Below are 12,217 nucleotides of genomic sequence, written 5' to 3' on the forward strand. Positions count from 1 at the left end.
GATTTTCAGGAGACAGGGATATGACGCAAGCGAAAATAGTAAACCGAGCTGTGGCCGAGAAAGTTAAGAAGTCGCCGACGCGCAAAGTCAAGAAAGGCAGAATGGCGCCGCCAACCAATGGCGAGATCCTGGTCAAAGGTGTGGTCATGGGCATCGTTATTTCCGGGTTGACGCACGCCAGCCAAAGCATCACGCGCGCGCTAATCCGGCATCCGCTCGCCTTGTTCTCAGGTGGATTGCTGGCGGGGTATCTGGCGCATAAACATCGCAAGGATATCATCGTGCTGGGTGGTCGCACCGCCGAGGAAAGCCGGAATTTCGTGCTGAGACAGCGCGAAAACCTCGGCGATCTAATCGCGGAAATCAAGGAAGAAAGCGGCAAGACTAAGTAATTATTAGCTCGTTCGGGCTAATTCGACATATTGTTTCACCGCCGGGCGCTCTGATTTTCGGACTGGCGCATCCGCGTCACTGATGGGCATAAGCAGTAGTACTACCGCAAAATTTTTTTTACGGTAGATTGCTTATCATCGCAGCAGTCCTGCATCGTCGTGCGCAATTAATATGAAAATTTATCACATCCACCGGCAGCAACGCTTGGCGCTTAGTCAGCAGCAGGCGTGGGATTTCTTCTCGTCTCCGCACCATCTAAACCAAATCACTCCCGAGTTTTTTCATGTCGATATTACTTCGCCGGTGCCCGAGGACATTTACCCCGGCTTGCTGATCCGTTATCGGATGAAGGCAGTGCTTGGCGTGCCCATGTCCTGGTTATCGGAAGTCAGTCACTGTGATAAGCCGAATCGGTTTGTCTATCAGCAGGCGGTCGGTCCATTTGGGTTCTGGAACCATGAAGTTTGCCTAAGTCATTGCGAGGCGGGCGTCGTATTGGAAGACATCGTGTTTTATACGATGCCCTGGGGCTGGCTGGGGCAATTGCTGCAAGGGTTTATCGGCGATAAGTTGCAGCGTATTTTCGATACACGCCGCGATTATCTGCAAGCAAAATGGGGTGTTGCCGAGCCGTGACCGATTGCACCGGTATCGGTCAGACAGTTGACATTTTTTATCCGCAGGCATCTAATCATAGACCTGCACATTCAACCTGAAGGAGACGAATATGGCTCAAGACAAAGGTTATTTGGATCAGTCCGGCAATCAAGTGGTTGCTATCGTTAAAAATCTGGACCGCGATGTCGAACGCGGTGAAGATACGGTGATGTTGGGTTATGGTTTGGTGTTGCTGGCGCCGGCTTTCGCCCCCTTGTTGCCGCCCAGTATTCTGTTACCGCTGATGGCGATTGCCTTTGCGGTATCGGCCACCGCGGCGCGTCTGCATTTTTACAAAATGGCTCGTAAGCTTTCGGTTTCCTTGGCGGAGCTGGAAAGCCGGGATAAACACACGTTTAAGCCGATAACGGACGTATTTGCCGAGCATCCCCAGCAAACGCTGGCTGTCGCTTTTAACCCATTAAAAAATTTGCAACGCACCGGGAAAAGCATACTTGGTGGCTTGATGATCAACCCGTTTTGGGGGCCGATTTTTTATATGTTGGGTGTGCAGTTCGTCGAGGACAAACAATTGGTGGTGTTAAATAAGGCAGTGATTGAAGTCGAAGATAAAGTGATGCCTATCGTACTGCGCGACGACTGGTCTGAATAAACTAAGGAACTGCGAGTTTTAGGTGGCCGATAAGCTGCCGGGGGAGGATTAACAAGCTTGAATTTATGGGTTAGGGGCTATTGTTTTCGCAGGCAGCCATTGTCCAAAAGTACAGTTATACACAGAAGTTGTGGATAAACTTGTGATCAAATCGTGAGCAAACCAGCCAATCGCCCGTCCTGTTTGGGACATCTTTAAATTGACTAAAAATTAGTCAGGCATTTTTTGACTATGCTTAGAGCATCTTAGAAAAACAGCCGCCGGCACTTGCCCGGCGGCTCCCCCGTTTTATTTCCTGAAAAGGTTATTCCATGCAAAAGCAAACCCTCACCATCGACGGCAATCAGGCTGCGGCCAGTATTGCCTACAAACTCAATGAAGTGATTGCGATTTACCCGATTACCCCTTCCTCGGCGATGGGCGAATGGGCTGACGAATGGGCGTCTCGCGATCAACCCAATCTTTGGGGTACTGTGCCCCGCGTAGTCGAACTGCAAAGCGAGGCCGGCGCGGCTGGCACCATTCATGGCGCGCTGCAAGCCGGCACTTTGGCTACCACCTTCACAGCCTCGCAAGGCTTGCTGTTGATGCTGCCGAATATGTACAAAATCGCCGGCGAACTCAGTCCGACCGTGTTTCATATTGCCGCCCGCTCGCTGGCTTGTCAGGGCCTGTCTATCTTCGGCGATCACAGCGATGTGATGTCGGCGCGGATGACCGGCTACGCCATGTTGTGCTCCAACTCACCGCAAGAGGTGCAGGATTTGGCGCTGGTGGCTCATGCCGTCTCCTTGCAAAGCCGCATCCCGTTCATGCATTTTTTCGACGGTTTCCGCACCTCGCACGAGGTCGCCAAAATCGTCGAGATCGACGACGGCGTGATCCGGGCGATGATAGACGACAACTGGGTCAGCGAGCATCGCGGCCGAGCCTTGACCCCGGATAATCCGGTGCTGCGCGGTACTGCGCAAAATCCGGATGTGTATTTCCAGGGCCGGGAATCGGTCAACCCTTACTACGCCGCGTTGCCGGACATTGCGCAACAAACCATGGACCGTCTGGCCGGTTTGACTGGTCGTCAATACCGGCTGTTCGAATATGTCGGCTCGCCGCAAGCCGAGCGGGTGATCGTGATTATGGGGTCCGGCGCCGAGGCGGTGGAAGAAACCCTGGATTATTTGAATCGCCAGGGCGAAGCGGTCGGTTTGTTGAAAGTACGCTTGTTCCGGCCGTTCGCGCCGGAGCGTTTGATCGAAGCCTTGCCGGCCAGTTGCCGAAAAATCGCGGTACTGGATCGCACCAAGGAACCGGGCGCCGACGGCGAACCTTTATATAAAGACGTGTTGGGCGCGGTCGCGCAAGCCTTCAGCGACGGCGAAAAATTTACCAGCCTGCCCAAAGTGGTGGGCGGCCGTTATGGCTTGTCCTCCAAGGAATTCACGCCGGGTATGATCAAGGCGGTTTACGACGAACTGAAAAACGCTAAACCGAAGAATCACTTCACGGTCGGGATTCACGACGACGTTAGTCATACCAGTTTAGATTGGGACGCGGCTTACCGCACCGACACCCACGATCAAACCTTTCAGGCCATGTTTTACGGTTTGGGTAGCGACGGCACGGTGGGTGCAAATAAAAACACCATCAAAATCATCGGCGAAGAAACCGATTTATATGCCCAGGGTTATTTCGTTTACGACTCGAAAAAGTCCGGCGCGATTACCGTTTCGCATCTGCGCTTTGGGCCAAAGCCGATTCGCTCTACGTATTTGATCGGTGAGAACGACGCGCAATTCATCGGCTGTCATCAAACCGTGTTCCTGGAGCGCTATGACATGCTGGTCAACGCTGCCGACAAAGCGGTGTTTCTGTTGAATAGCCCGGCGTCGGTCGATGAAGTCTGGGAAACCTTGCCGCGCAAGATGCAGCAGCAAATGCTGGATAAAAAAATCCGCTTTTATCTGATCGACGGCAACGCGGTCGCGGAAAAATCCGGGATGGGCAAACGTATCAACACCATCATGCAGACTTGTTTTTTCGCGATTTCCGGGGTGTTGCCGCAAGAGCAGGCGATTGCCGCGATTAAACATGCCGTCGAAAAAACCTATGGCAAAAAAGGCCAGCGTATCGTCGATTTAAACTTCAAAGCCATCGACGAAACCCTGGCCGGCCTGCGCCATGTGCCGTTACCGAAACAGGCCGACAGCGGTTTCGATATTGCCGCGTTGATTGCCGACAGCGCACCGGAATTTATCCGTCGCGTTACCGGCGAAATCATCGCCGGCCGAGGTGACGCCTTGCCGGTCAGCGCTATGCCGGTAGATGGGACCTTTCCGACCGGCACCGCCGCTTACGAGAAACGCAATCTGGCGCTGGAGATTCCGGTCTGGGAAACCGATCTGTGTACCCAGTGCGGCAAATGCCCAATGGTGTGCCCGCACGCGGCGATCCGCAGCAAAATCGTGCCCAACGAAGCCTTGAGCGATGCGCCCGAGACCTTCAAACACGCGGCCATGCTGGGTAAAGATTTTCCGGCCGGCCTGTCAATCAGTTATCAGGTGGCGCCGGAAGACTGCACCGGCTGCGGTTTGTGCGTGGATATTTGCCCGATCCGCGATAAATCCAACGCCAGCCGTAAGGCCCTGAACATGCGGCCGCAAGCGCCGCTGCGCGAACCGGAAAGCCAAAACTGGGATTACTTCTTGTCCTTGCCGGAATATGACCGCCGCTTGCTAAAAACCAACACCATCAAAGGCTCGATGGTGTTACAGCCTTTGTTCGAATTCTCCGGCGCCTGTGTCGGTTGCGGCGAAACCCCGTATGTGAAATTGGCATCGCAGTTGTTCGGCGATCGCATGGTGGTAGCCAATGCCACCGGTTGCTCGTCGATATATGGCGGCAACTTGCCGACCACGCCCTGGACCAAAAATCCCGAGGGCAGGGGGCCGGCCTGGAATAATTCTCTATTTGAGGACAACGCCGAGTTCGGTTTGGGCATGCGGGTGGCAATCGATAAACAAGCCGAGCATGCGGCCGAATTACTGGTGTCGCTACGAGAAACCTTGGGCGGCGAATTGGTCGATGCGATTTTACACGCCGACCAAGCCGATGAAGCCGGTCTTTACGAACAACGCCAACGTGTGGCCGAGTTGAAGCAGCATTTACCCTCGCTGAAGCAACCGGCTGCCCAGGCATTGTTACCGTTAGCCGATTATCTCTGCAAGAAAAGCGTCTGGATCATCGGCGGTGACGGCTGGGCTTACGATATTGGTTACGGCGGTCTGGATCACGTATTGGCTAGCGGTCGCAACGTGAATATCCTGGTGTTGGATACTGAAGTTTATTCCAACACCGGCGGCCAAACCTCCAAATCTACACCGCTGGGTGCGGTGGCTAAATTTGCAGCCGGTGGTAAGGCTACCGCGAAAAAAGACCTGGCTTTGCTGGCGATGGATTACGGTAATGTGTATGTCGCCCATGTGGCCTACGCCGGCAAGGACACGCAAACCTTGAATGCCTTCCTGGAAGCCGAAGCCCACAATGGTCCGTCCATCATCATCGCCTACGCGCCTTGCATTGCCCATGGTGTGGATTTGTCCAATAATCATAGACAGCAAAATCTGGCGGTGAAAAGCGGGCATTGGCCTTTGTTTAGATTCAATCCCGGCCGCATCCAGCAAGGCAAGAACCCTATGCAACTGGATTCCGCGGAACCGTCGGTGCCACTGCGGGAGTTTGTGATGAGCGAAACCCGCTTCAGCATGCTCTGGCAAAGTCATCCCGATCACGCCGAAGCGTTCTTGAAACAGGCGCAGCAGGACGTGAAAAACCGCTACCGCTACTATCAACAACTGGCCGCGCTGGAATGGAGCGATGCCACCAGCGTCGCGGCCGCCAAAGCCGCACTGAAAGCCGATCTTGCCCAGGAGAGCCAACATGGTTGATTTAACGACAAATTATTTGGGCCTGAAACTGGCGCATCCCCTGGTACCGTCTGCGTCACCGCTGAGCAAGGATTTGGATAGCGCCCGTCGGTTGGAAGATGCGGGGGCGGCGGCCATCGTGATGTCCTCGTTATTTGAAGAAAAAATCGAAGCCGAACAGCAACAGATGGAACGGTTTTTTTACGGACAGGGCATTGGTTACGGCGAAGCCGAATCCTTTCATCCGGTTCCCGATCAGATTCTGACTTATCAAGAGCAATATCTGGAACATCTGCAACGCCTGAAAAGCAGCTTGAGTATTCCGGTGATCGCCAGCCTGAACGGCATTTCTCAAGGAGGCTGGATCGAATACGGTCAAGCTCTGCAACAAGCCGGGGCCGATGCGCTGGAGTTGAATATCTACCATCTGGCGGCTAATGCCGACGAAAGCAGCGAAACCGTGGAAAACCGCTATCTGGATATTCTGCGGGAATTGAAAAGCCGGGTCAGTCTGCCGCTGACCTTAAAACTCGGGCCGCAATTCAGTTCGCCGATTCATTTTGCCCAACGCCTGGAAGCAGCCGGTGCCGACGGTATTGCGATATTCAACCGGTTTTATCAGCCGGATATCGATCTGGAGACTTTGGAAGTGGTGCCGAAGTTGCAATTGTCTACCCAATCGGAAGCCTTGTTGCGCATTCGCTGGACCGCCTTGCTGTATGGTCGGGTTAAAATGTCGCTTGCGGTAACCGGCGGTTTTCATCAGAGTGCGGATGTGATCAAAGCCTTGTTGGCGGGTGCCGACGTCGTGCATTTCTGTAGCGTATTGCTGGAGCAAGGCGTCGGCAAACTCAGCGAAATTCGTGCTGAACTGGAGCAATGGCTAATCGAACATGAATACGAGTCCATTAGCCAATTGAAAGGCAGCGTCAGCCAACAGCACGCCATCGACCCCAGTGCATATGAGCGCGCCAATTACATTCATGTGTTGGACAGTTACACGCCCTCTGCCGGCGTGTTGAGATAGCGTTAAAGCCGTGCGGGATTTGGACGAACTGTTTGCCGGCTTGGCTAAGTCCAAGTTTCGCAGCCAGTTTCATCTGCACGGCAAGGATTTGGATTATTTGGGCATAAAGGGCCTGGAAACGGTATTAAGCCATGCCCAAGACTTTATCGGCAAACGCCTGGCCGCAGCCGAGCCGCGCAACGACGGCAAACAAACCCCGTTTCGCGGCCATCCGGTGTTTGTCGCGCAACACGCCACCGCCTGCTGTTGCCGGGGTTGTCTGGAAAAATGGCATAAAATTCCGCAGGGCAGGGAGTTGAGTGTCGAGGAACAAGCTTACGTCTGTGCGGTGCTAGAGCGGTGGTTAAGGATTGCAGTTGCCGCTAATTAAATTTATTTCCTAACATTGGCAGATCAGCACTCTGCTTGGTTAGACTAAATTCGCGCTTTACCGTTAACGATCTTACAATCTCAACCTGTTCTCCGGATCACGAGCGCAAATGTCATGGGTCAAGAAATTCATGCCGCAGCCTATCAAGATGTCGACTTTCAGCGCTTCCGGCAACGCTTATCCACGGAAACTGAACTACTCGTTAGACTGATCAAAAATCGCGCCTGTTCGGAAGCCGAGCCGGTGGCCGGTTTTGAAGTCGAAGCCTGGTTGTTGGACGACCAGATGCGGCCAGCGCCATTGAATCAGACTTTTCTGCAATCCTTTGCCCATCCCATGGCCGGGCCGGAACTGGCCAAATTCAATATCGAACTCAACACGCCGCCATTGCCTTTGACCGGCGATGCGTTCAGTCGCATGCACAGCGATTTGCAAAGCACCTGGCGCCAAGCCGAACAGCATGCCCGGCAAATGGATTTGAATCTGTTGACGATAGGTACCCTGCCGACTCTGCAACAAAGCGATCTGCACTTGGGCAATATGTCCGATATGAACCGCTACCGGGCCTTGAACCAACAAATTTTGCGCTGCCGGGGACGGCCTATCGTGCTGGATATTTGCGGCCATGAGCATTTGAAAGTTGAGCACCACGACGTCATGCTGGAAGCGGCCACGACCTCCTTTCAATTGCACATCCAAACTCCACTCAGTATCGCCCACCACATTTACAACGCCTCAATTATTGCCTCGGCGGCGATGGTGGCTTTGGACGCGAATGCGCCATTTTTATTTGGCAAGGATCTGTGGGCCGAAACCCGCATCCCGTTGTTCGAGCAGGCTATTGCCACCGGCGGCTATGCCGGCGCCGCCGATGGGCCGTTGCACCGGGTTAGTTTTGGTTCCGATTTTGCCCGGCAGTCGATACTGGAATGCTTTGTCGAAAACCAGCAGCATTTCCCGATACTATTGCCTGAATATTTTGATGACGCACCGGAAGCGTTTCAGCACTTACGCTTACATAACGGCACGATCTGGCGCTGGAATCGGCCGCTGGTGGGTTTCGATGCAGACGGCACTCCACATATCCGCATCGAACATCGCACCCCGGCCGCCGGGCCGACCGTGTTGGACATGATCGCCAATGCCGCGTTTTATTACGGGTTGGTTAAAAATCTAGCCGACGAACGCCAGGTGGGCGGGGCGGAGTTATCCTTCGCCCAAGCCAAGGATAATTTTTATCAAGCCGCGCGGCACGGTTTGGATAGCCATGTCGTCTGGTTTGGTGAACATAAACTACGGTTGGCGGTGCTGATCGAGCAGGAGCTATTGCCGCGTGCCGCTCTGGGATTGCAGGCTTTGGGTATCAGTAGCGCCGACCGAGATAATTATTTGGATGTGGTTCGCCTGCGCCTCGCCAGCCAGCAAACCGGTAGCCAGTGGCAGCGGCGGTTTATCAAGAATAATCCGGGCGAATTTGTGGAGCTGACGCGGGTTTATTTGCAGCGGCAGCGGAGCGAGGAGGCTGTAGCGGTTTGGCGATTGTAGGCGACTGCCGTCAGGCGATCCGCAGATTGGTCGATCATCGTTTGGCGGAACCGTTAGCGTGTCCCGCCAAACGAGGTGATGAAAATTAGTTAAGGAAAGCGCGTCGATAAATGCGGTTCAAACAAAGTGTTCCAGTAAAGAATAACCAGAATGCGGAAGGGATGGGCACTGGGGCAATCACTGTCGAAAAGTAAGCGATACCAGTTGTTCCGTATGATCCTGACCATATCCAATCCGCCGATTGATCGATGCCCGGTAAAGTCCCCCAGGTCGAAAGTGCGGTCTGGCTGTCAAAAGCGGTGGGTGAAAAGTATGGGGCGCCAAAGCCCGTTGTATTCACAAACCAGTTATTCGAGTTCGTCGATAGTGATTGTGTCCCGTTCGAGAACGTGTGGGTCGAGTCAGATAAGTTGAAGCTCCCTAGAAAACCACTTGGGGAGCCGTAAACATCTTGTGCTACAACATGAAGATAGTAAGTCTGACTTGGTTCCAATGCGAAATTGAAAGAACGGGTTATTGGCCAGTAATCTCCTGAGATCAAAAACTCGCCTTGACTGGATTCAGACGTGCTAACGTAAACAGAAAAAGCGTCGTCTACCGTCATCGTGCCACTTAAAATCGTGCTTGCCAAAACACTGTTTGAAGCGAAAATTGCTATAAATAGAAAGGTGGTGAAATATTGTCTGATCATGGTTTTGCCCTATGCGTGATGTATGTTGCTTTGCTTTAAGCAAATAACCTTTGTATTACTAAGCTAGAAACTACTCCAGGTCCGAAAGTGTGTCAATTATTCCGTTTGTAGTCCAAAGAAGAGTATGTCAAAGTCTGTTTGGTTGCTGAACAAGCTGTGGACATAGACGATGTCATGATCGAAGCAAATGACACGGGAAAATCGGTTGCAAATAGTGAATCGCGGGTAACGGTTGCAACGATTCTAGGGTAACTCCGAACAAGCTGATTAAGCTCATGGTTCGATAAACTCACCACGAACGGAATCGACAACATAGCGTTTGCCCTGCAATTATGAGTATTAGTGGAAATGCTAACTTCATCCCAGCACTTATTAGTCGTAAATTTGCCTGGCAATTGATAGTAGCCGAATATTTGGGCATGTTGGTGCTGTAATGCAAACTTGAAAGTTGAGCGCAAACAATTACCTATGCAACCGCTACTACCTGCTGCCCACACACTAAAACAATTCAAAAGCCTCCCCGACGGCCTTCTAGACATTGCCGTCGAAGCCCTGCACAAACTAATCCCCGAACCAACCCTATTCCATCTCCCCGGCAAACGCCCCGAAACCCTTTTTGTCTCCGTCCTGCTGCACGGTAACGAATCCACCGGCTTCCTGGCTGTGCAAAAGCTGTTGCAAAAATATCACGGCCAAAGCTTGCCGCGCGGCTTGACCTTGTTTTTCGGCAATACCCAGGCTGCGCGTTTTAACCTGAGACGCCTTGACTGCCAGCCGGATTTCAATCGCATTTGGCCCGGCACTGCATTGCCGCAGTCGCCGGAGACTGTTTGGGCGGCGCAGATTTGCCAGATCATGCGCCAGCGCGGCGTGTTTGCCAGCGTTGATGTGCATAACAATACCGGCCTGAACCCGCATTACGCCTGCATCAACAAACTGGACAAGGACTTTCTGCATCTGGGTGCGCTGTTCGGCCGTTTGCTGGTGTATTTCACCCATCCCAAGGGTACCCAGTCCAGCGCGTTCGCCGGGTTTTGTCCGGCGGTGACTTTAGAATGCGGCCGGCCCGGTCAGCCGCACGGCACCGAACACGCCTTTCAGTTTCTGGACAGTTGTTTACATTTGCATGAGTTTCCGGTGCAGCCGATTGCGAAGCAGGATGTGGATATTTACCACACCGTCGCGCAAGTCACCGTCGCCGAAGATGTCAGTTATAGCTTTAGCGAAGCTACGGTCGATCTGCGCCTTGATCCGGAACTGGAAAGTCTAAATTTCACTGAGATTCCGGCCGGTACAGTATTAGGTACCACCGATTCCGCGCTGATGCCGTTGATCGCCAAGGACAATGACGGCAAGCCGGTTACCGAACAATTCCTGACGGTTACCGATGGCCAAGTGCAAATCACACGGCCGACGATGCCGTCGATGTTAACGCTGGACGAACGGGTGATCCGCCAGGATTGTTTGTGTTATTTGATGGAGCGCTTGGCTCTGGAGACTGGCATTTGAGTTTTCGCTGCGGCGGGAAGCGGTAAAAACCAAAAGCAAAAGCCTGGACGCCGCCTTGTCGGGAATGGTAGATTCGGTCAGCCGCAACGGTTTTCCAAAGGAGAATAGCGATGTTGAAGTCACTGGATGTGTTATTGGGTTTGTCGGTGGTGATGTTGATCGTCAGCATGGCGGTGACCTTGATCAGCCAGGGAATCCTGAATTTAATGGCCAGCCGCGGTCGCAATCTGCGCACTGGTTTGGCGGACTTACTGGAATTGCTGGATGCCCGTTTTTCCCGAACCGAGGCAGAGGCCATTGCCGCGTTAACCCTGATGCAACGAACTATCGGCGGCCGCTGTAGATGCCGTTTGCCGGATTGGTTGCAGTTTTTTCAGTTTGGCGAAGTGATCTATCGCGAAGAATTCATCAAGATTCTGCTGGATTTGGCGGCTGGCTATGACGTGTCGATCAAAACGGAATTCGAACAGATCAAAGCCAGGCTAGCAAACAAAACCATCAATGTCGGGCAAGCCACGGAAGCGCTGGAAACCAAACTGCTGGAATGTCCGCTGTTTTTTAAGCGATTGGGTATTGAAAGCTTGCTTGCCAAGATCAAAAAAGCCAAGGCCGAATCCAAGAAACAGCAGTATCACAAACTGGAGAAAGTCGTCGCCGAGCAAATCTATCTACTGGATAAATTGAAATCCGTTTTACACGACAACGGCATCGAAGATCCGGCCGCTACCTTGAAAAACACCCGGATGCTGGCTCTGGAATTTGAAAAATCCAATCCTGAACTTGCTCATGATGTGCGCGCTTCGAACGCTTTGTTGCAAGAGGCTACCAGCGAATTTGTAGCGATAATTTGTTTGAATTTCGACCATTTGATCGATCGCGTCAGCGTCAGGTTTACCGCCACCACTCGTGTGGTTAGCGTGGTCAGCGCTGCCCTGGTAGCCATTGCGTTGCAGTTGGACACGGTGTATCTGATCAACCGTCTGTCCATGGACGAGCAAATGCGGTCGGCCTTCGTGGAATTGGCGCCCAAACTGACGGAAGATCCGCAAATAAAGGATGCGGTTCAAACAGCCGATGCCAAAGTTACCGAAGGGCAGGGTGCCGAGGCGCCGACGGAAGACGCTAATAAAGCCAAAGTAGGCATCGATCTGGAAAAGCAAAATTATTATCTCAATTTTCTAGCGACGCAGGGTTTGATCAGCCTGCCCGTCGACCGGGAAAACTGGTGCAAACATTGGAAATTGGTGAGTATTCCCGGTTTGATCTTGTCGATTTTTCTGCTCAGCTTGGGTGGGCCGTTTTGGTATAACGCCTTGAGTAAGCTGGTGCAATTGCGTTCCGGCCTCGCACGTAAGGATGACGAGCAGAAAGCTATCCGTCAAACCACGCAGGCCGTGGGTGGTGGCGATCCGCAAAACCCGGATACTCCGCCAGCCTCCAATCCATTGCAGGGCGAGCGCGGCGATCTGAAGGCGCAGGGTTGAGGAGG

General features: G+C 53.0%; 10 protein-coding genes. 9 read left to right on the plus strand and 1 reads right to left on the minus strand.

The genetic code is table 11. The annotated features are described in order from the left end of the window. Positions 1–20: 20 nt before the first annotated feature. The 7 genes from METH11B_RS28110 to METH11B_RS0123650 all read left to right on the plus strand — a co-directional run bounded on the left by METH11B_RS28110 (position 21) and on the right by METH11B_RS0123650 (position 8,528). A complete protein-coding gene (locus METH11B_RS28110) occupies positions 21–392 on the plus strand; it encodes a hypothetical protein (protein ID WP_026604150.1) in 372 nt (123 codons plus the stop codon). A gap of 172 nt (positions 393–564) precedes the next feature. Next, positions 565–1,029, plus strand: coding sequence for an SRPBCC family protein (locus tag METH11B_RS0123625; protein WP_026604151.1), 465 nt, complete (start codon positions 565–567; stop codon positions 1,027–1,029). 91 nt (positions 1,030–1,120) lie between these two features. After that, entirely contained in the window at positions 1,121–1,663 is a 543-nt protein-coding gene (locus METH11B_RS0123630) for a hypothetical protein (protein WP_026604152.1), read from the plus strand. Positions 1,664–1,974: 311 nt separating this feature from the next. After that, on the plus strand, positions 1,975–5,607 hold the full coding sequence (nifJ, locus tag METH11B_RS0123635; RefSeq protein WP_026604153.1) for a pyruvate:ferredoxin (flavodoxin) oxidoreductase: 3,633 nt from the start codon (positions 1,975–1,977) through the stop codon (positions 5,605–5,607). Further along, positions 5,600–6,613 (plus strand): dihydroorotate dehydrogenase-like protein, encoded by a 1,014-nt coding sequence (locus METH11B_RS0123640; protein ID WP_026604154.1) that lies wholly within the window; start codon positions 5,600–5,602, stop codon positions 6,611–6,613. Before nifJ ends, METH11B_RS0123640 begins: the two co-directional genes overlap by 8 nt. A 10-nt stretch (positions 6,614–6,623) precedes the next feature. Continuing rightward, positions 6,624–6,983, plus strand: coding sequence for a DUF4186 domain-containing protein (locus METH11B_RS0123645; RefSeq protein WP_026604155.1), 360 nt, complete (start codon positions 6,624–6,626; stop codon positions 6,981–6,983). Between the two features lie 114 nt (positions 6,984–7,097). Next, positions 7,098–8,528 (plus strand): glutamate-cysteine ligase family protein, encoded by a 1,431-nt coding sequence (locus tag METH11B_RS0123650; RefSeq protein ID WP_026604156.1) that lies wholly within the window; start codon positions 7,098–7,100, stop codon positions 8,526–8,528. 85 nt (positions 8,529–8,613) lie between these two features. Here METH11B_RS0123650 and METH11B_RS29310 read toward each other — a convergent pair whose 3' ends face one another. Beyond that, complete coding sequence (locus METH11B_RS29310; RefSeq protein ID WP_155931186.1) at positions 8,614–9,219, minus strand: hypothetical protein; 606 nt, start codon at positions 9,217–9,219, stop codon at positions 8,614–8,616. A 468-nt stretch (positions 9,220–9,687) separates the two neighbouring features. Here METH11B_RS29310 and METH11B_RS0123660 point away from each other — a divergent pair, with 468 nt between their 5' ends. Both METH11B_RS0123660 and METH11B_RS28115 read left to right on the plus strand, forming a co-directional pair. Continuing rightward, the gene (locus METH11B_RS0123660) at positions 9,688–10,728 is read left to right on the plus strand and encodes a M14 family metallopeptidase (protein WP_036276399.1); all 1,041 of its coding nucleotides are present in this window, start codon (positions 9,688–9,690) and stop codon (positions 10,726–10,728) included. Between the two features lie 110 nt (positions 10,729–10,838). Next, the gene (locus tag METH11B_RS28115) at positions 10,839–12,212 is read left to right on the plus strand and encodes a hypothetical protein (protein ID WP_026604159.1); all 1,374 of its coding nucleotides are present in this window, start codon (positions 10,839–10,841) and stop codon (positions 12,210–12,212) included. The last annotated feature ends 5 nt before the right edge of the window (positions 12,213–12,217 follow it).

The sequence above is a fragment of the Methylomonas sp. 11b genome, from assembly GCF_000515215.1.
In the GTDB taxonomy this organism is placed as follows: Bacteria; Pseudomonadota; Gammaproteobacteria; order Methylococcales; family Methylomonadaceae; genus Methylomonas.

Coding starts and splice junctions, on each gene's coding strand:
- nifJ (WP_026604153.1), top strand. CDS start 1,975: ATGCAAAAGCAAACCCTCACCATCGACGGCAATCAGGCTGCGGCCAGT.
- METH11B_RS0123630 (WP_026604152.1), top strand. CDS start 1,121: ATGGCTCAAGACAAAGGTTATTTGGATCAGTCCGGCAATCAAGTGGTT.
- METH11B_RS0123640 (WP_026604154.1), top strand. CDS start 5,600: ATGGTTGATTTAACGACAAATTATTTGGGCCTGAAACTGGCGCATCCC.
- METH11B_RS0123650 (WP_026604156.1), top strand. CDS start 7,098: ATGGGTCAAGAAATTCATGCCGCAGCCTATCAAGATGTCGACTTTCAG.
- METH11B_RS29310 (WP_155931186.1), bottom strand. CDS start 9,219: ATGATCAGACAATATTTCACCACCTTTCTATTTATAGCAATTTTCGCT.
- METH11B_RS0123625 (WP_026604151.1), top strand. CDS start 565: ATGAAAATTTATCACATCCACCGGCAGCAACGCTTGGCGCTTAGTCAG.
- METH11B_RS0123660 (WP_036276399.1), top strand. CDS start 9,688: ATGCAACCGCTACTACCTGCTGCCCACACACTAAAACAATTCAAAAGC.
- METH11B_RS28115 (WP_026604159.1), top strand. CDS start 10,839: ATGTTGAAGTCACTGGATGTGTTATTGGGTTTGTCGGTGGTGATGTTG.
- METH11B_RS28110 (WP_026604150.1), top strand. CDS start 21: ATGACGCAAGCGAAAATAGTAAACCGAGCTGTGGCCGAGAAAGTTAAG.